The sequence below is a fragment of the Streptomyces sp. NPDC000983 genome, assembly GCF_040299205.1.
Lineage (GTDB): Bacteria > Actinomycetota > Actinomycetes > Streptomycetales > Streptomycetaceae > Streptomyces.
This window is the reverse complement of record NZ_JBEPBM010000006.1, coordinates 269,112-285,774: the sequence shown is the minus strand read 5'-3', so window position 1 is coordinate 285,774 and position 16,663 is coordinate 269,112. Positions and strand designations below refer to the sequence as shown.

19 protein-coding genes are annotated in these 16,663 nt (G+C 72.0%); 9 read left to right on the top strand and 10 right to left on the bottom strand.

What is annotated here, in order from left to right; all coding sequences use genetic code 11:
* Positions 1-127: 127 nt before the first annotated feature.
* The 4 genes from ABT296_RS09780 to ABT296_RS09765 form a co-directional block, all read right to left on the bottom strand.
* Positions 128-382 carry a hypothetical protein gene (locus ABT296_RS09780; protein WP_351925121.1) on the bottom strand — a complete coding sequence of 85 codons (255 nt, stop codon included), beginning with the start codon at positions 380-382 and terminating at the stop codon, positions 128-130.
* Between the two features lie 339 nt (positions 383-721).
* On the bottom strand, positions 722-2,194 hold the full coding sequence (locus ABT296_RS09775; protein WP_351925119.1) for a catalase: 1,473 nt from the start codon (positions 2,192-2,194) through the stop codon (positions 722-724).
* 190 nt (positions 2,195-2,384) lie between these two features.
* Positions 2,385-3,278: a 2-hydroxy-3-oxopropionate reductase gene (locus ABT296_RS09770; RefSeq protein WP_351925117.1), complete on the bottom strand. Its 894-nt coding sequence runs from the start codon at positions 3,276-3,278 to the stop codon at positions 2,385-2,387.
* Positions 3,275-4,126 (bottom strand): TIM barrel protein, encoded by an 852-nt coding sequence (locus tag ABT296_RS09765; protein WP_351925115.1) that lies wholly within the window; start codon positions 4,124-4,126, stop codon positions 3,275-3,277. The genes ABT296_RS09770 and ABT296_RS09765 overlap by 4 nt, the downstream gene beginning before the upstream one ends.
* A 160-nt stretch (positions 4,127-4,286) precedes the next feature.
* On the opposite strand from ABT296_RS09765, the gene ABT296_RS09760 reads away from it, so the two are divergent.
* From ABT296_RS09760 to ABT296_RS09730, 7 genes are all read left to right on the top strand, one after another.
* On the top strand, positions 4,287-4,538 hold the full coding sequence (locus ABT296_RS09760) for a YkoF family thiamine-binding protein (protein WP_351925113.1): 252 nt from the start codon (positions 4,287-4,289) through the stop codon (positions 4,536-4,538).
* Positions 4,539-4,582: 44 nt separating this feature from the next.
* Positions 4,583-4,894, top strand: coding sequence for a helix-turn-helix domain-containing protein (locus ABT296_RS09755; RefSeq protein WP_351925204.1), 312 nt, complete (start codon positions 4,583-4,585; stop codon positions 4,892-4,894).
* A 109-nt stretch (positions 4,895-5,003) separates the two neighbouring features.
* The gene (uraD, locus tag ABT296_RS09750) at positions 5,004-5,513 is read left to right on the top strand and encodes a 2-oxo-4-hydroxy-4-carboxy-5-ureidoimidazoline decarboxylase (protein ID WP_351925111.1); all 510 of its coding nucleotides are present in this window, start codon (positions 5,004-5,006) and stop codon (positions 5,511-5,513) included.
* A 4-nt stretch (positions 5,514-5,517) separates the two neighbouring features.
* The gene (gene uraH, locus ABT296_RS09745) at positions 5,518-5,922 is read left to right on the top strand and encodes a hydroxyisourate hydrolase (RefSeq protein ID WP_351925109.1); all 405 of its coding nucleotides are present in this window, start codon (positions 5,518-5,520) and stop codon (positions 5,920-5,922) included.
* 4 nt (positions 5,923-5,926) lie between these two features.
* Positions 5,927-6,874 carry a factor-independent urate hydroxylase gene (pucL, locus tag ABT296_RS09740; RefSeq protein WP_351925107.1) on the top strand — a complete coding sequence of 316 codons (948 nt, stop codon included), beginning with the start codon at positions 5,927-5,929 and terminating at the stop codon, positions 6,872-6,874.
* A gap of 106 nt (positions 6,875-6,980) precedes the next feature.
* Positions 6,981-8,360: an 8-oxoguanine deaminase gene (locus ABT296_RS09735; RefSeq protein WP_351925105.1), complete on the top strand. Its 1,380-nt coding sequence runs from the start codon at positions 6,981-6,983 to the stop codon at positions 8,358-8,360.
* A gap of 219 nt (positions 8,361-8,579) precedes the next feature.
* Positions 8,580-9,968, top strand: coding sequence for a nucleobase:cation symporter-2 family protein (locus tag ABT296_RS09730; protein WP_351925103.1), 1,389 nt, complete (start codon positions 8,580-8,582; stop codon positions 9,966-9,968).
* On the opposite strand, the gene ABT296_RS09725 is transcribed toward ABT296_RS09730, so the two are convergent.
* Complete coding sequence (locus tag ABT296_RS09725) at positions 9,931-10,536, bottom strand: 3'-5' exonuclease (protein WP_351925102.1); 606 nt, start codon at positions 10,534-10,536, stop codon at positions 9,931-9,933. The genes ABT296_RS09730 and ABT296_RS09725 overlap by 38 nt on opposite strands.
* Before the next feature lie 257 nt (positions 10,537-10,793).
* The gene (locus ABT296_RS09720; protein ID WP_351925100.1) at positions 10,794-11,567 is read right to left on the bottom strand and encodes a helix-turn-helix domain-containing protein; all 774 of its coding nucleotides are present in this window, start codon (positions 11,565-11,567) and stop codon (positions 10,794-10,796) included.
* Between the two features lie 87 nt (positions 11,568-11,654).
* Here ABT296_RS09720 and ABT296_RS09715 point away from each other — a divergent pair, with 87 nt between their 5' ends.
* The gene (locus tag ABT296_RS09715) at positions 11,655-12,509 is read left to right on the top strand and encodes an SDR family oxidoreductase (protein WP_351925203.1); all 855 of its coding nucleotides are present in this window, start codon (positions 11,655-11,657) and stop codon (positions 12,507-12,509) included.
* Between the two features lie 69 nt (positions 12,510-12,578).
* Here the strand turns inward: ABT296_RS09715 and ABT296_RS09710 are convergent, their stop codons facing one another.
* Positions 12,579-14,003, bottom strand: a complete 1,425-nt coding sequence (locus ABT296_RS09710) for an MFS transporter (RefSeq protein ID WP_351925098.1) — start codon at positions 14,001-14,003, stop codon at positions 12,579-12,581.
* 103 nt (positions 14,004-14,106) lie between these two features.
* Here ABT296_RS09710 and ABT296_RS09705 point away from each other — a divergent pair, with 103 nt between their 5' ends.
* Positions 14,107-14,502, top strand: coding sequence for a winged helix-turn-helix transcriptional regulator (locus ABT296_RS09705; protein ID WP_351925096.1), 396 nt, complete (start codon positions 14,107-14,109; stop codon positions 14,500-14,502).
* A 19-nt stretch (positions 14,503-14,521) separates the two neighbouring features.
* Here ABT296_RS09705 and ABT296_RS09700 read toward each other — a convergent pair whose 3' ends face one another.
* From ABT296_RS09700 to ABT296_RS09690, 3 genes are all read right to left on the bottom strand, one after another.
* Positions 14,522-15,154 (bottom strand): hypothetical protein, encoded by a 633-nt coding sequence (locus ABT296_RS09700; protein WP_351925094.1) that lies wholly within the window; start codon positions 15,152-15,154, stop codon positions 14,522-14,524.
* A gap of 365 nt (positions 15,155-15,519) precedes the next feature.
* The gene (locus ABT296_RS09695) at positions 15,520-16,119 is read right to left on the bottom strand and encodes a histidine phosphatase family protein (protein ID WP_351925092.1); all 600 of its coding nucleotides are present in this window, start codon (positions 16,117-16,119) and stop codon (positions 15,520-15,522) included.
* Between the two features lie 3 nt (positions 16,120-16,122).
* Positions 16,123-16,656, bottom strand: coding sequence for an HAD domain-containing protein (locus tag ABT296_RS09690; RefSeq protein WP_351925090.1), 534 nt, complete (start codon positions 16,654-16,656; stop codon positions 16,123-16,125).
* Between the last annotated feature and the right edge of the window lie 7 nt (positions 16,657-16,663).

The window sequence follows — 16,663 nt, the reverse complement described above, 5'->3', positions numbered from 1 at the left end:
CCCCGTGCCGGCGGACCCCGTGTGACGAGGATTGCCCGCGCCCGGGGGGAGTTGAAGCCCCCGGGCGCGGGTTCAGAGGTTGATTTGAGGGTTGCGTAGCCGGCGTACGGCCGCCGGCGTAGGTGTGTCAGGACCCCTGGGTCCCGTGGTGCTCGTGGTGCTCGGAGAGGCCGGGCCAGTCGTCCGGGCCACCGCCCTGCCATTCGATCAGGTCGGTGCCCTCGACGTCGGTGACGTAGAGGTCGGCCAGTCTCAGGAACTCGGCGACGTCGTCGGCGTGCGTGGCGACGCCGAGGGTCTCCTCGCCGGCGGTGACCCGCCGGGAGCCGTCCAGGGCCGGGGAGTGGACCACGATGTGCGGTTGTCGCGTCGGTTGTGCCATGCCTTCAGCCTCCTGCGCGAGCGGCCGGAGCGCGACCCGGAAACGGCGAGCAGCGCCGGATACGGGACCGTCCGTATCCGGCGCTGCTCAGCCGGTGAGGCAGATGGGGCCTGTGGGGCCTGTGGAGCTTGACGCCTGTTGCCGGGACCGCGGCGGGCGCGACGGAGTCCGAACATCCCCTCCCTCACGTCGAGAAGGGACCCGGATCCTTCACCACCGCACCGGCTCGCGCACCGCCGCGGTCCGCACCCCGTCCCGCGCCCCCGGATGCCGGACGGCCACCCCTCATCCGGGCCGCCCGGCGCCCTCGGGCGCGGTCAGGGAGTCTTGTCGGTCCTCTCAGTCCTCGCGCAGGGCGCGCACCGCCTCCTCCACGCGCCGCCCGTACTCCGGGTCGGCGGCGTGGAAGTGGGCGAGGTTCTTGTCGATCACGTCGTCGCGGGAGACCTGGGACAGGCCGGCGGCGATGTTCGCCACCAGCCGCGACCGCTCGTCCGCGGACATCAGCCGGTACAGCTCGCCGGCCTGGAAGAAGTCGTCGTCCTTGGTGTGGAGCGGGGCCGCGTGGGTGCCGGTGTGGCCGCTCACGGGGAGCGGGGCGGACAGCGGCCGGCCGGTCTCCACCGGGCCGTCGTAGGAGTTCGGCTCGTAGTTCTTCGCGTACCGGCCCTGGGAGTTGGCGGCCATCAGGCCGTCCCGGCCGTGGTTGTGGGCCGTCGTCGCCCTCGGCGCGTTCACGGCGAGCTGGGTGTGGTTGACGCCCAGCCGGTAGCGGTGCGCGTCCGCGTAGGCGAAGAGCCGGCCCTGGAGCATCTTGTCGGGGGAGGGGCCGATGCCCGGGACGAAGTTGTTCGGGGAGAACGCGGCCTGCTCGACCTCGGCGAAGACGTTGTCCGGGTTGCGGTCCAGGACCAGGCGGCCCACGCGCCGGAGCGGGTGGTCCCGGTGCGGCCAGACCTTGGTCAGGTCGAAGGGGTTGAAGCGGTACTCCGCCGCCTCGGCCGCCGACATGATCTGCACGTACAGCGTCCAGGACGGGTTGACGCCCCGCTCGATGGCCTGGAGCAGGTCCGTCTGGTGCGAGTTCGGGTCCTGGCCGGCGATCTCGGCGGCCTGCTCGGAGGAGAGGCAGCGCACGCCCTGGTTGGTCCTGAAGTGGTACTTGACGAAGAAGCCCTCGCCGTCGGCGTTCGTCCACTGGTAGGTGTGCGAGCCGTAGCCGTTCATGTGCCGGTACGAGGCCGGGATGCCGCGGTCGCCCATCAGCCAGGTCACCTGGTGGGTGGCCTCGGGGGAGTGCGCCCAGAAGTCCCAGACGTTGTCCGGCTCCTGACGTCCGGTGAACGGGTCGCGCTTCTGCGAGTGGATGAAGTCCGGGAACTTGACGGGGTCCTTGATGAAGAAGACCGGGGTGTTGTTCCCGACGAGGTCGTAATTGCCTTCCTCCGTATAGAACTTGACGGCGAAGCCGCGCGGGTCGCGGACCGCGTCCGCGCCGCCGAGGCTGTCGGCCACGGTGGAGAAGCGCAGGAACACCTCGGTGCGCCTGCCCACGGTGCTCAGGAAGTCGGCGTGGGTGAAGCCGGTGACGTCGTCGGTCACCTCGAAGTAGCCGTACGCGCCGGAGCCGCGGGCGTGCACCACGCGCTCCGGGATGCGCTCACGGTTGAAGCGGGCGAGCTTCTCCAGCAGGTGCTGGTCCTGGAGGAGGAGCGGACCGCCGACGCCGGCGGAGGCGGAGTTCTGGTTGTCTGCGACCGGGGCGCCGGACTCTGTGGTGAGAGTCCGTGCCGAGAGCACGCGCTTCGACATCGTGGACCTTCCGTGCGGGTGTCAGCGGAAAACTGTTTCCGCTTTGCGGAGCCTAGGAGTGGGTGGACCGAGCGTCAACAGTCTGTTGAAGTCGCTGGAGGGTCCTGGAGGTGGATTCCGGGCGGCGCCGTCGCCTGGGCGCGACAGGACAGGTGTCGGCGGCGGCGCCGCCCGGAGCTGTGGGGGCCGGTCAGACCCGGTCGCCGGAGAGGCGTTCGACCGCGCGCAGCAGCGCGGAGTGGTCCAGGCCGCCGTCGCCCTGCGCGCGCAGGGAGGCGACGAGCTGGGCGACCACGGCGCCGACGGGCAGGGCCGCGCCGACGTTGCGGGCGGCGTCGGTGACGATGCCCATGTCCTTGTGGTGCAGGTCGATCCGGAAGCCCGGCCGGAAGTCGCGGGCGAGGAAGTTGTCCTTCTTCCGCGTCAGCACGGTCGAGCCGGCGAGACCTCCGTTGAGGACGTCCAGGGCCGCTGCGAGGTCCACCCCCGACTTCTCCAGGAAGACCACGGCCTCGGCGCACGCCTGGATGTTGACGGCGACGATCAGCTGGTTGGCGGCCTTCACGGTCTGGCCGGAGCCGTGCGGACCGCACAGCACGATGGTCCTGCCGAGCGCCTCGAAGACGGGCAGCGCCTCGTCGAAGTCGGCCCGCTCGCCGCCCACCATGATGGAGAGCACGGCCTCGATCGCGCCGGCCTCTCCGCCGGAGACGGGGGCGTCCAGCACCCGCACGCCCTTGTCCCGGGCCGCCTGCGCGAGGTCCACGGAGGTCTGCGGGGTGATCGAGGACATGTCGATCAGCAGCGCCCCGGGGCGGGCGTGGGCCAGGATGCCGTCCGGGCCGTACGCGACGGCCTCGACCTGCGGGGAGGCGGGCACCATCGTGACGATCACGTCGGCGCCCCGGACCGCCTCGGCGATCGAGCCGGCCGCGCTGCCGCCGGCGGCGGCCAGGCGGTCCAGCTTGTCCTGCTCCAGCGTGAAGCCGGTGACGTCGTAGCCCGCCTTGATCAGGTTCTCGGACATGGGCGAGCCCATGATGCCGAGACCTATCCAGGCGATCTTGGGAAGCGTGCTGCTCATGACGGTGGTGCCTTTCGGTCGGAGGGTCGGCGGGGAAGCCAGTCGAAGCTCTCGGCGCTCGGGCGGTCGCCCGGCTTGTACTCGAGGCCGACCCAGCCGTCGTAACCCGCCTTGTCCAGCTGGTCGAGGAGGTCTTCGAGGGGGAGGGTGCCGGTGCCCGGAGCGCCCCGGCCCGGGCTGTCGGCGATCTGCACGTGCCCGGTCTTCGCGGTGTACGCCTCGATCACCGCCGGCAGGTCCTCGCCGTTCATGGCGAGGTGGTACAGGTCCATCAGGAACTTGGCGTTGCCGAGGCCGGTGGCCTCGTTGACCTTGTCGACGATCCCGACCGCGGCGGGCGCCGACACCAGCGGGTAGTGCGGCGACTCGGGCGCGTTGAGCGCCTCGATCAGCAGCACCGCGCCGATCCGGTCGGCTGCGTGGGCCGCGAGGACCAGGTTCTCCAGCGCCAGCGCGTCCTGCTCGGCCGGGGCCACGCCGTCCACGCGGTTGCCGTACAGGGCGTTGAGCGCCCGGCAGCCCAGGGAGTGCGCGAAGCCGGCGGCCACGTCGATGTTGGCGCGGAACCGCTCCGATTCCTCGCCCGGCACCGACAGGGCGCCGCGGTCCGGGCCGGGGAGCCGGCCGGCGTAGAGGTTCAGGCCCGTGAGCCGGACCCCCGCGTCCTCGATCGCCTTCTTCAGGGCGTCCAGCTCGGACCGCTCGGGGGTCGGGGTGTCGATCCAGGGCCACCACAGCTCGACCGCGGTGAAGCCCGCCGCCGCGGCGGCTGCGGGGCGCTCCAGGAGCGGGAGTTCCGTGAAGAGGATCGACAGGTTGACGTTGAAGCGCTGCTCCGCGAATCCCATGTCGCCGGCGCTCCCTTCCGTGTCGAGATTCCGTACCGGCGTCCCTGCCGATATTCCGTATCGTGGAAGTTGGTTTCTGCTTATTGGAAGACTGCCGTCGGGTGTCCGGGCTTGTCAAGAGGGCTCGGCGGAATGCGGCGGCGCGCGTTAGGTTGAGCGCGTGCGACTGAGAGTGGAATTCACGACCGAACCCTTCGACCTCGACGAGGCCCCCGCGCACGCGGTCGTGGCCCGTCGCGTCATCGAGGCCGCCGAGCTGGACGCCGTGGACGTCGGCCCGTTCGGCAACACCGCGGAGGGCGGCGCGGACGCCGTGCTCACCGCCGTGGGCGCGCTGCTGCGCGAGGCCCTGGAGTCGGGGGCCACCCGTGTCTCGCTCCAGGTCAACGTGATCGAGGAGGGCGGGCGGTGAACGAGGAGCCCTTCATCGCGGCCGTGAAGCCGCTGATCGACGCCATGGGCGGCGAGCTGGTCCCGCCCGACGAGGCCGGACCGGACGACGTGGTCCTCGCCTGGGAGGGCTCCGACGTCGTCGCCGTACGCCTGCCGCAGCTCGCCGACTCCCTCGATCACATCCTGGCCGCCATGGAGCGCAAGCGCGGCAAGCCGCTCGCCGAGCTGGACCGCAAGTCCAAGCAGGAGGTCGTACGGATACTCGAGGCGCGCGGCGCCTTCTCCGTACGGCACGGGGTGGAGACCGTGGCCGGCGCCCTGGGCGTCAGCCGCTTCACCGTTTACAACTACCTCAACCGCGAGAAGGGGGTCTGACGGGCCCGTCGGGTTTCGTCACCCAGAATTTTCAACAAAGTGTTGACGTCGTCTCGTGGAGGGCGTTAGCTGTCCGCAGCCCGTTCAGCACAAGGCCACGGAGGCTCCCGTGACGTCCACATCCACGCCGGGCCTGATCCGGTTCAACGCCCTGGAGCAGCCCGCGGCCCGCGCCGCGCTCCACGAGGCGTGCGCCTCCCGGACCTGGGGCGAGCGCCTGCTCGCCGCCCGCCCGTACGCCACCGCCGACGACCTCTACACCGCCAGCGACGCCGCCATGGCCGACCTGAGCGCGGCGGACCTCGCCGAGGCGATGGCCGGGCACCCGCCGATCGGCCGCCCCAAGCCCGGCGACCCGACCTCGGCCCGCGAACAGCGCGGCATGGCCGGCGCCTCGGACGAGCTGAAGGCCGAGATGCTCGAACTGAACCTGGCCTACCAGGACCGGTTCGGCCATGTCTTCCTCATCTGCGCCACCGGCCTGACCGGCGAACAGATGCGCGACGCCGTCAAGGAGCGGATCGGCAACCCGCCGGAGCGCGAACGCGAGACCGTCCGCACCGAGCTGGGCAAGATCAACCGGATCCGACTGGCCCGACTCGTCGAAGAGGACGCCTGACACCATGAGCACCAGCACCACCGCCTCCGTGTCCACGCACATCCTGGACACCTCCGTCGGCCGGCCCGCCGAGGGCGTCGCCGTCCACCTCTCCTCCCGTACCGGACGGGACGGACAGTGGCAGCCGCTCGGCGCCTCCGCCACCGACACCGACGGCCGGTGCAAGGACCTCCCCGCCCTGCCGGAGGGGACCACCCACGTACGGCTCGACTTCGCCGTCGAGGCGTACTTCCTGAAGTCCGAGAAGAAGCAAGCCGATGCGCAGCAGGACGCCCCCGCGAACCGGGACAGCGGTACCGCGGTGTTCTTCCCGGAGGTGGCGATCACGTTCGCCGTCGTGCCGGGCGAGCACTACCACGTACCGCTGCTGCTCAACCCGTTCGGCTACTCCGTTTACCGAGGGAGCTAGCTAGATGACCGACAACTCACGCCCTGCCCGCCCCGTCGTCCTGGGGCAGAACCAGTACGGCAAGGCCGAGAACCGAGTCGTGAAGATCACGCGGGACGGCGCCACCCACCACATCAAGGACCTGAACGTCTCGGTCGCCCTCTCCGGCGCCATGGACGACGTCCACTACTCCGGCTCCAACGCCCATGTCCTGCCGACCGACACCACCAAGAACACGGTGTACGCGTTCGCCAAGGAGCACGGCATGGAGTCCGCCGAGCAGTTCGGCATCCACCTCGCCCGGCACTTCGTGACCTCGCAGGAACCGATCACCACGGCCCGCATCCGCATCGAGGAGTACGCCTGGGAGCGGATCGAGGCGTCCGACGCCAGCTCCCGCTTCATAGGCGCCGACGAGGTCAAGCACTCCTTCGTACGGCAGGGCCAGGAGGTCCGGGTCACCCAGATCACCTACGACGGCAGCTCCTGGGAGGTCATCTCCGGTCTGAAGGACCTGGTGGTGATGAACTCGACCAACTCCGAGTTCTGGGGCTACGTCAAGGACAAGTACACGACCCTCAAAGAGGCCTACGACCGCATCCTCGCGACCCAGGTCTCAGCCCGCTGGCGGTTCAACTGGACCGACGACGAGCAGAAGATGCCCCACTGGGAGAAGTCCTACGAGCAGGCCAGGAAGCACATGCTCCAGGCCTTCGCCGAGACCTACTCGCTCTCCCTCCAGCAGACGCTCTACCAGATGGGCGCACGCATCATCAACAACCGCAGCGAGATCGACGAGGTCCGCTTCTCCCTCCCCAACAAGCACCACTTCCTGGTGGACCTGGAGCCGTTCGGGCTGAAGAACGACAACGAGGTGTACTTCGCCGCCGACCGCCCCTACGGGCTGATCGAGGCCACCGTCCTGCGGGACGGCTGCGAGGCGCGCATCCCCGTCGACCTCACCAACCTCTAGCAACTCCATCTCGGCACCCGCGGCCGGGACTCGTGCACCCGGCCGCGGCACTCAAATCTCCCGGGGTCCTGCCGTGCCCTCTCCACAACAGCGCAAAGGACGAACCATGGCAGCAGACCGGCGCATCGTCATCGACCACTGTGCGATCGCGACCGTGGACGCCCACGACACCGAGTACGCCTCGGGGCACGTGGTGCTCAACGGCAACCGCATCGAGGCGGTCGGCGCGGGCCCCGCCCCCGAGGACCTCCAGGACGTCGTACGGCGCATCGACGCCACCGGGCACCTGGTCACCCCCGGCCTGGTCAACACCCACCACCACTTCTACCAGTGGATCACCCGGGGCCTGGCCACCGACCACAACCTCTTCGACTGGCTGGTCGCGCTCTACCCGACCTGGGCGCGCATCGACGAGCCGATGACCTACGCGGCCGCCCAGGGCTCGCTCGCCATGATGGCCCGCGGCGGAGTCACCACCGCCATGGACCACCACTACGTCTTCCCGCGCGGCTCCGGCGACCTGTCCGGCTCGATCATCCGCGCCGCCCGCGAGACCGGCGTCCGCTTCACCCTCGCCCGCGGCTCCATGGACCGCAGCGAGAAGGACGGCGGACTGCCCCCGGACTTCGCCGTGGAGACCCTCGACGGCGCGCTCGCCGCGACCGAGGCCACCGTCAAGGAGCACCACGACGCCTCCTTCGACGCGATGACCCAGGTCGCCGTCGCCCCCTGCTCACCCTTCTCCGTCTCCACCGAACTCCTGCGCCAGGGAGCCGAACTGGCCCGCCGGCTCGGCGTACGGCTGCACACCCACGGCTCGGAGACGGTCGAGGAGGAGAAGTTCTGCCACGAGCTGTTCGGCATGGGCCCCACCGACTACTTCGAGTCCACCGGATGGCTCGGCGAGGACGTGTGGATGGCGCACTGCGTCCACATGAACGACTCCGACATCGCCGCCTTCGCCCGCACCAGGACCGGGGTCGCGCACTGCCCGTCCTCCAACGCCCGCCTGGCCGCCGGCATCGCCCGCGTCCCGGACATGCTCGCCGCGGGCGTCCCCGTCGGCCTCGGCGTCGACGGCACCGCCTCCAACGAGTCCGGCGAACTCCACACCGAACTGCGCAACGCCCTCCTCGTCAACCGCCTCGGCGCCCACCGCGAGGCCGCCCTGAACGCCCGTCAGGCGCTCCGCCTGGGCACCTACGGCGGCGCCCAAGTCCTCGGCCGGGCCGCCGAGATCGGCTCCCTGGAGCCGGGCAAGCTCGCCGACCTGGTGCTCTGGAAGCTCGACACCCTGGCCCACGCCTCGATCGCCGACCCGGTCACCGCACTGGTCCTCGGCGCCGCCGCACCGGTCACCGCCTCCTTCGTCAACGGCGAGCAGATCGTGGAGAACAACCGGCTGCTCACCGTCGACGAGGACGCCATCGCCCGCTCCACCCGGGAGCAGGCGCAGCGCCTGGCGCGGATCGCCGCCCAGGGCTGAGCAGTTGAAGACATCCGGCTGAGGGGGACGGCCCTCGGCCGGTGGCCGTGGACCCGAGCGGGGCCCACGGCGGCCGGTTCCGGGGCGCGCGTGGACGCGCGCGCCCCGGATCGGTCACCGTCCCCACCCCTGTTGGAAACGGTCCCGCACGACCGCGAGCACCACCTCCAAGAAACCCACGTCAGAGCCGACGTGTTACCCGCCCGGAGGAGAGCCGCCGTGTCCGCTCACCCAGTCGACGAGAAACTCCCCGCCCTGAAGATGGCGACCACAGGACTGCAGCATGTGGCCGCCATGTACGCCGGAGTCGTCGCCCCGCCCCTGATCGTCGGCGCCGCCATCGGCCTGTCCGGCACCGACCTGACCTTCCTCACCGGCGCCTGTCTGTTCACCGCCGGCCTCGCCACCTTCCTCCAGACGCTCGGCATCTGGAAGATCGGCGCCCGACTGCCCTTCGTCAACGGCGTCACCTTCGCCGGCGTCGCCCCCATGACCGCGATCGTCGCCTCCACCGACGACAGGTCCGACGCCCTGCCGATCATCTTCGGCGCCGTGATCGTCGCCGGACTGCTCGGCTTCCTCGCGGCCCCGTTCTTCAGCAAGATGGTCCGCTTCTTCCCGCCCGTGGTCACCGGCACCGTGATCACCCTCATCGGCGTCTCACTGCTGCCCGTGGCCTTCGGCTGGGCGCAGGGCCCCAACCCCGCCGCGGACGACTACGGTTCGGGCACCTACCTCGGCCTCGCCGCCGTCACCCTCCTGCTCGTCCTGCTGCTGCGCCGGTTCACCCGCGGCTTCGTCAAGCAGATCGCGGTCCTGCTGGGCCTCGTCGGCGGCACCCTGATCGCGATCCCGTTCGGCGTCACCGACTTCGCGCCGGTCGCCGAGGCGGACGTGATCGGCTTCCCGACCCCGTTCCACTTCGGCGCACCGCAGTTCCAGGTCGCCGCGATCATCTCGATGATCGTCGTCATGATCGTGTCGATGACCGAGTCGACCGCGGACATGCTGGCGCTGGGCGAGATCGTCGACCGCCCGGCCGACGAGCGGACCATCGCGGCCGGACTGCGCGCCGACACCCTCGGCTCCGCCCTCAGCCCGCTCTTCAACGGCTTCATGTGCAGTGCCTTCGCCCAGAACATCGGCCTGGTCGCCATGACGAGGATCCGCAGCCGGTACGTCGTGGCGACCGGCGGAGGCTTCCTCGTCCTGATGGGCCTGTGCCCGATGGCCGCCTCACTGATCGCGGTCGTCCCGCGCCCGGTACTCGGCGGGGCGGGAGTGGTCCTGTTCGGGTCGGTCGCGGCGAGCGGCATCCAGACCCTGGTCCGGGCCGGCCTGGAGAAGGACAACAACGTCCTCATCGTGGCCGTGTCCCTCGCGGTCGGCATCGTCCCGATCACCGCGCCGGAGTTCTACCACGCGTTCCCCGAGACGGCGCGGATCATCCTCGACTCCGGCATATCCACCGGCTGTGTGGCGGCCGTCCTGCTCAACCTCGTCTTCAACCACCTCGGCCGCGGTGGCGACGCCGAGGACGTCACCCACCCCATGGAGGCGGGCGAGGAACTCAGCCACTCGACCCGGTCGGCCCCGGCCACGCCATGAGGTTGGCGAACAGCTCCGCCTGCTCGATCGCGTCGTCCAGGGCGTGGTGCGTGTGCCGGCGTCGCGAGAGCAGCTCGCGCGGCATCGTGCCCTTGACGACGGCCCGCAGCGGCAGCCCGGCCTTGCTGGCGTAGAGCGTCTTCATGTCCATGCACCCCGAGTGCCCGAACGGGCTCTGTCCGGTGAACCGGATCAGGTACCAGTAGAGAAAGGTCCAGTCGTACGACGCCGGGTAGCCGCACATCACCGGTTGCGCGTCCGCCGCGGCGGTACGCACCCACCGGCTGAACTCCGTCATGGCGACAGCCGGATCCCTTCCCTCCACGCCGAGGCGCTCCCGGTCGAGTCCGCTGACCGCGAGCGCCTCCGGCACGAAGTCGTCGCTGATGGGCCGCAGTTCACGGTAGAAGGTGCGCCGCTCGGGGTCCTCGGCGACGAACCCCTCGCCGTCCTGCCGCCCGGCGACGGCGGCCCCGAGACTGAGCATGGAGTACGGGCCCGGGATGGGACCGTCGGCCTCGATGTCGACGGAGATGTACAGGCTCGGTCTGATACGTCGTGCTGCCATGGGAGGTGAGCCTCGCAGGGGCCGGGGCGGACCCGCACCCGGTTTTCGGACCGCCGTGCGGCGGGGGTCCGGCCTTTGAGGCCGCCGTGCGGCGGGAGGCCGCGGCAGAGGCTCGGCGTTCAGACCGCCGTCCGGCAGGGTGTGGCGTGCGGCGGGGGTTCGGCTTCGGGTTGTCGTGCGGCAGGGTGTGGCGTGTGGCGGGGGTTCGGCTTCGGGTTGTCGTGCGGCAGGGTGTGGCTCGCGGCAGGCGTCCTGCTTCAGACCGCCATGCGGCACGGCGTCGCGCGCGGGAGGCGTCCGGCGAAGAACGGGCGCGGTGCGACGCCCATCAGGGCCCGGAAGTCGGCGGTCATGTGCGACTGGTCGTAGTAGCCGGTGGAGGCGGCGAGTTCGGCCCAGGGAGTGCTGTCCGCGTGCGCGAGCACATGGTGGACCCGGTCGATCCTGGCGAAGTGCTTGGGCGAGACCCCGACGCCCTCGGCGAAGAGATTGCGCAACTGCCTTTCGCTGACGTTCAGTTCCCGGGCTACGGCACCGACCTGGGCCGGGGTGCGGCCGACCCGGACCCGCATCGCGTCGACCCCGGCCCGCAGCAGCGCGGTACGGGCGGGATCGGTGCCGGCGGCCGGACGGGTGGGCAGGACCCCGGCCAGAAGCGCCGCCGTCTGAGTCGGGTCCAGGTCCGGCAGCTCCCGCAGTACGCGGTCGAGCAACCGTGCGGACTCGGCCGGGAACCTTCCCAACTCCGCCACCCTGCCCACCAGTTCGACCGCGGGGACGCCCAGCAGCGAGCGTCCGGCGCCCGGTGCCAGCCGCACCCGCACACAGGAGACCGGCCCCGCCCCCGAGTAGTAGGAGGCGCGGGTGCGCGGCCCGACGACCAGGACCGTGCGCCGCCCTCCTGCGCCGACCCGGACCACCACCGTGGTGACGGCGTCCGGGACCTCCGGGAACGGTCCGGGCGGCGCGCCGTCCACGGAACCGGTCTCGATGCCGTCGATCCAGTCAGGCGGGGCGGTGTGAGTGGTCACCACCTCACCGTAGACGCGGCCCGAGCCGTACGGGGGCGGTGAACCGTGCCGGAATTTCCAAGAACCGGGCGGCACCGCCCCGGCACGGTGGTCCGCATGATTCTCGTCACCGGTGCCACGGGCACCATCGGCAGTGCCGTCGTCAGCCGTCTCGCGGAGCGCGGGGAGAAGGTGCGGGCGCTGACCCGGGACCCCGGGCGCCTCGACGCGCCGCCGGGCGTGGAGGTGGTGCGGGGCGACCTCCTCGACCCGGAGTCCCTCGAACCGGCCCTCGCCGGGGTGCGGGCCGCCTTCCTGGTGGCGGTCCTCGGCCCCGACACCCGCTCCGACGTGGAGCTGATCGGCCGGGCGAGGGCGGCGGGCGTACCCCGGCTGGTGAAGCTCTCGGCGATCGGCACCGGCGACCCCCGGGTCGGGCCCGGCGGCACCTGGCACACCCCGGGGGAGGAGGCCCTGCGCGACAGCGGCGCCGAGTGGACGGTGCTGCGCCCCTCCGCCTTCGCCTCCAACACCCTGAGCTGGGCCGCTCCGATCCGGGCGGGGGAGCCGGTGCCGAACCTGGCCGGGGACGGCCCGCAGGGGGTCGTCGACCCCCGGGACGTGTCGGAGGTGGCGGTGGCCGCGCTGCTCGACCCCCGCCACACGGGCCGGACGTACACGCTCACCGGCCCCGAGCCGATCGGCACCCCGGGCCAGGCGGCGGCGCTCGCCGAGGTGCTGGGCCGTCCGGTGCGCACCCTCGACCTCGCGGAGGAGGAGGTCCACGCGCACCTGGTCGCTGCCGGTCTGCCCGAGACCTACGCCGGCGCCGTCGCGGCGGGCAGCGCGTACGTCCGGGCCGGCCACAACGACGTGATCACCGACGACGTCCCGCGGGTGCTGGGCCGGGACGCCCGGACCTACCGGCAGTGGGCCCGGGACCACCGGCAGGCCTTCGCCTGACCGGTGGTCCCGGGCCGTACAGCTTCCGGCGCTCCCGTCCTCCGGTGGTCCCGGGGGACTCCGGCCCCGTCAGCGGCGGGGCCGGAGCACCGCCGCCGCCAGGACCAGCGCCCCGGCCGCCACCACCGCCGCCACCCGGAACGCCAGCTGGTACCCCTCCGCCGTGGCCGCCACCACCGCGGCACCCTCGCCGAGCAGTTCCTCCGTGCGGCTCGCCGCCAGCACCGACAGCGCCGCGAGACCCAGCGAACCACCCACCACCTGCGTGGTGTTGAAGAGTCCCGACGCCACCCCGGCGTCCTCCTCCCGCGCCCCCGACATGGCCAGCCCCGTCAGCGCGGGCATCGCGGCCGCGAACCCCACCGACAGCAGCAGCATCGCGGGCAGCACATCGGTCATGTACGAACCCTGGGCCGGCACCCGCCCCAGCAGCGCCGTCCCGGCCGTGATCAGCACCAGGCCCGCCAGCAGCACCCGGTAGGCGCCGAACCGTCCGATCGTCCGCGCCGACAGCCCCAGCATCAGCACCCCGATCACGATCGGCGCCGGGAGGAAGGCCGTCCCGGTGAGCAACTCCCCGTAGCCCAGGACCCGCTGGAGGTACAGGGCGCCGATGAACTGGAAGCCGTACATCGTGGCGATCATCAGTACCTGTACGGCGTTGGCCCCGGTCAGCAGCCTCGACCGGAACAGTCGCAGCCGCAGCAGGGGCCGCTCGGTCCGGGCCTGCCGGACGGTGAACGCCACGAACAGGGCGGCCGCCGTCGCGGCCAGCGACAGGGTTGCGGACAGGTCGCGTTCACCCGACCCGACGATCGTGTACACCGTCAGCATCAGCGCGCCCGTCACCAGCGCGGCCCCCGGGTAGTCCGCGCCCCGGCCGAGCCCGGCGCCGGGCTCCCGGTCCAGCACCCGCACCGCCGCCACCCAGGCCGCCACCCCGATGGGCAGGTTGATCAGGAAGATCCAGTGCCAGTTCAGGGCCTCGGTGAGCGCCCCGCCGAGAAACGTGCCGAGAGCGCCGCCGGCCGCGCCCACCGCGCTGAACACCGCGATGGCCCCGGCCTGTTCACGCGGCTCCGGGAAGAGCGACACCAGCATGCCCAGCACCACGGCGGTCGTCATCGCGCCGCCGAACCCCTGGAGCGCCCGCGCCGCGATCAGCACGCCGGGGGAGTCGGCCACCCCGCAGAGCACCGACGCCGCCGTGAACACCGCGAGGCCCGCCGTGAACATCCGCTTGCGGCCCACCAGGTCGCCGAGCCGTCCCGCCAGCAGCAACAGCCCGCCGAACGGGATCAGGTACGCGTTCACCACCCACGCCAGCCCCGAGGCGGAGAAGCCCAGGTCGCTCTGGATCGCCGGCATGGCGACCGTCACGATGTTGCCGTCCAGGATGGTCATGAGGGTTCCGGCGCAGAGGATCGCCAGGGACGTCCAGCGGGAGTGGACGGTTCGCGTGGCCCGGACCGGGGACTCGATGACGGCCGACATCACGGCATCGCCTCCGTGTTCTTCGAGAGAGTTCCATAAGTGCACGACTTGTAACGGGGACCATCGTGCGGAACCCTGGAGGCCGGCGTAAGGAGGCAGTTGGATGTCCCAGAGGAACACCGGTGTTACCGCGCAGGTGGTGAACGCGCACGCCTGCCCGGTCCGGGAAGTTCTTGACAGGGTGGCCGGGAAATGGAGCGTGCAGATCCTGGTGGCCGCCGCCCACGGACCCATCCGGTTCACGGAGCTGGAGCGCAGCATCGAGGGCATCAGCCGCCGCATGCTGACCCTCACCCTGCGCAACCTGGAGCGCGACGGACTGGTCACCCGGACCGTCCACCCGACCGTACCGCCCCGGGTGGACTACGAACTCACGCCGCAGGCACGCGAGTTGCACGAGACGCTGCAACGCCTCACCGACTGGGCCGAGCACAACCGGGTGTACATCGCCGAGTCCCGGGCCGCCTACGACGAGGTGCACGTGCCCGAACCGGTGTGAGCCCGGGGCGGCCCGGCCGCTACACCCGGCGCGGGGAGGCCAGCAGGTAACGCCCCTTCCCGCGCGGCCCGGTGTGCTCGCCCGTCTGCCAGCCGGCCCGCTCCAGGGTCGCCGCGCAGGCGTGCAGCATGCCGGGATCGCCGGCGTGGACCGCGACCGCCTCCGGCTGCGGTGTCGCCCTGACCCGGTACCCGGGGGCGTCCGGCTCCGCTCCGGCCGGAGGGTGCCCGGCCGCCTCCAGGGCCAGCGCGGCGGCCTGCACCAGATGTGTGCGCTCCCAGCCGCACGGCCGCTCGGTGGCGCCGTCCGCGTTGGTCATCCGGCGCAGCTCCAGCAGCCCCTCCCAGGCGCTGCGCACCTCCCGGCCCCGGGCCGGCCCGGCCTCGGGCTCCGGTTCACCGCCGACGCGGGCCGCGAACACCCCGCTCGCGGCGGCGGGTTCCGGCACGGGCGCGGTGTCCGTCGCGGCCTCCCGCACGCGGTGCCCGGCCGGGGTCAGGAAGTGGTCGTGCGGCGGCCGGGGATGCCGGAAGGCGAGCCCCAGCCGCACCAGCGCCGCGAGCTGCGCCTCGGTACCGCCGCGCAGCCGGCCGGTGGCCGGGTCGGCGGCGTCGATCACCCGCCGCTGGGCGGCGGTCGGCGGTCGTGTCACGGCACGCGCTCCCTTCCGAGCAGTGTCCCCACCGCGCGGGACGCGTTCCCCCAAGCGGTGCCTCCACCGCGCCGGGCAGCCCCGTGCGGTGGTGTCCCCACCGCGCCGGACGCACTGCCTCGGAGCGGCCTTGCCCACCGCTTTGAGCAGCCCTCGTGGAGCGGTGTTCCCCACCGGCCGGGAGCCCTCGTGGAGCGGTGTTCCCCACCGGCCCGGGCGCGTTTCCCCGGAACGGTGTTCCCCAGCGCTCCGGACACGCTCGCCCGGAACAGCAGCCCCCACCGCTCCGGGCGCGCCGCCGCGAAGTGGCCGTACCCACCGTTCCGAGCGACCCCCGTGCCGCGGTGTTCCCACCGCTTCGAAGGCTACGGCGTGGGTCTGACATTCCAGCCGGCGATCACCGGTCGCCCGTGCTCGGTGCCGAGGCGCCCCACGGTCCCGGTGGCCAGTTGGAACAGCGCCCCGCTCGCCGGCGGCAGCCCGAGCCGCCGGGCCGTCAGCACCCGCAGGAAGTGACCGTGCGCCACCAGCACCACGACCCCCTCGGTGTTGGCGAGCGCAGCGTCCACCTTGGCGAGCATCCGATCGGCACGCTCCCCGACCTGCTCCGGGCTCTCCCCGGGGTGGTCCGGCGGTCCGGGCGCCACCCCGTCGTCGAACAGGAACCAGCCGGGCCGCTCCCGGTGGATCTCGACCGTCGTGATCCCCTCGTACCCGCCGTAGTCCCACTCGCGCAGATCGGGATCGATCCGCATCTCGGTCAGACCGATCAGCTCGGCCGTCTCCCGGGCCCGCTGGAGCGGGCTGACGAACGCGGCCCCGATCCGGTGCGAGCGGATCAGCGGAACCAGTTTCCGCGCCTCCGCGCGCCCGTGCTCGGTGAGCGGAACGTCCGTGGAACCTGTGTGCCGCCCCGACCGGGACCACTCGGTCTCGCCGTGCCGCACAAGGAGAAGATCACCCATGCCTCACAGGCTACGGGCCCAGGCCGCGAGCCTGCTGAACTGGGCCTCTTCGAGCCCCCGGCGCGGATCTATCCGCAGCAGCAGCCCCGGCCCGGCGTGGTGCTCGGCGACATGGGCGACGTCCTCCTCGGTGATCTGGTCGTCCACCCAGACGAAGGGGCGCCCCGCCGCCCACGCCACGACCTGGCGGGTCTTCCAGAACAGGCCGTCGGGGTCCGGCGCGAACAGGTCGGTGAACTCGATGACCGGCAGATCCCCGGGCAGTCCGATGGCCGGCGCGATCATCTCGTTCGCCTCGTGCATCCAGGCGGTCGCCCAGGCCAGGTCGTAGGGAAGCGCGAGCAGCCGGGCGCCGTGCCCCGGGTGGAGCCGCACGCGCATCCCCCGGCGCAGCCGCCGCGACCCCGGGGGCTGCCGGGAGGACCAGTTCGCCGGGTGGACCCGGCAGGTCACATAGCCCCGGTGCCGGGCGAAGCGGGCCCGGAAGGGGTTGAGGGGGCCGTCGACGTCGAGGAGTAGCAGCGGTCGCTCGCTCATGGGCGAC

Excerpts from the sequence above, each read along its gene's own strand:
- ABT296_RS09780 (WP_351925121.1), bottom strand. The coding sequence starts at position 382 with ATGGCACAACCGACGCGACAACCGCACATCGTGGTCCACTCCCCGGCC.
- ABT296_RS09775 (WP_351925119.1), bottom strand. The coding sequence starts at position 2,194 with ATGTCGAAGCGCGTGCTCTCGGCACGGACTCTCACCACAGAGTCCGGC.
- ABT296_RS09770 (WP_351925117.1), bottom strand. The coding sequence starts at position 3,278 with ATGAGCAGCACGCTTCCCAAGATCGCCTGGATAGGTCTCGGCATCATG.
- ABT296_RS09765 (WP_351925115.1), bottom strand. The coding sequence starts at position 4,126 with ATGGGATTCGCGGAGCAGCGCTTCAACGTCAACCTGTCGATCCTCTTC.
- ABT296_RS09755 (WP_351925204.1), top strand. The coding sequence starts at position 4,583 with ATGGGCGGCGAGCTGGTCCCGCCCGACGAGGCCGGACCGGACGACGTG.
- uraH (WP_351925109.1), top strand. The coding sequence starts at position 5,518 with ATGAGCACCAGCACCACCGCCTCCGTGTCCACGCACATCCTGGACACC.
- pucL (WP_351925107.1), top strand. The coding sequence starts at position 5,927 with ATGACCGACAACTCACGCCCTGCCCGCCCCGTCGTCCTGGGGCAGAAC.
- ABT296_RS09735 (WP_351925105.1), top strand. The coding sequence starts at position 6,981 with ATGGCAGCAGACCGGCGCATCGTCATCGACCACTGTGCGATCGCGACC.
- ABT296_RS09725 (WP_351925102.1), bottom strand. The coding sequence starts at position 10,536 with ATGGCAGCACGACGTATCAGACCGAGCCTGTACATCTCCGTCGACATC.
- ABT296_RS09710 (WP_351925098.1), bottom strand. The coding sequence starts at position 14,003 with ATGTCGGCCGTCATCGAGTCCCCGGTCCGGGCCACGCGAACCGTCCAC.
- ABT296_RS09705 (WP_351925096.1), top strand. The coding sequence starts at position 14,107 with ATGTCCCAGAGGAACACCGGTGTTACCGCGCAGGTGGTGAACGCGCAC.
- ABT296_RS09695 (WP_351925092.1), bottom strand. The coding sequence starts at position 16,119 with ATGGGTGATCTTCTCCTTGTGCGGCACGGCGAGACCGAGTGGTCCCGG.
- ABT296_RS09690 (WP_351925090.1), bottom strand. The coding sequence starts at position 16,656 with ATGAGCGAGCGACCGCTGCTACTCCTCGACGTCGACGGCCCCCTCAAC.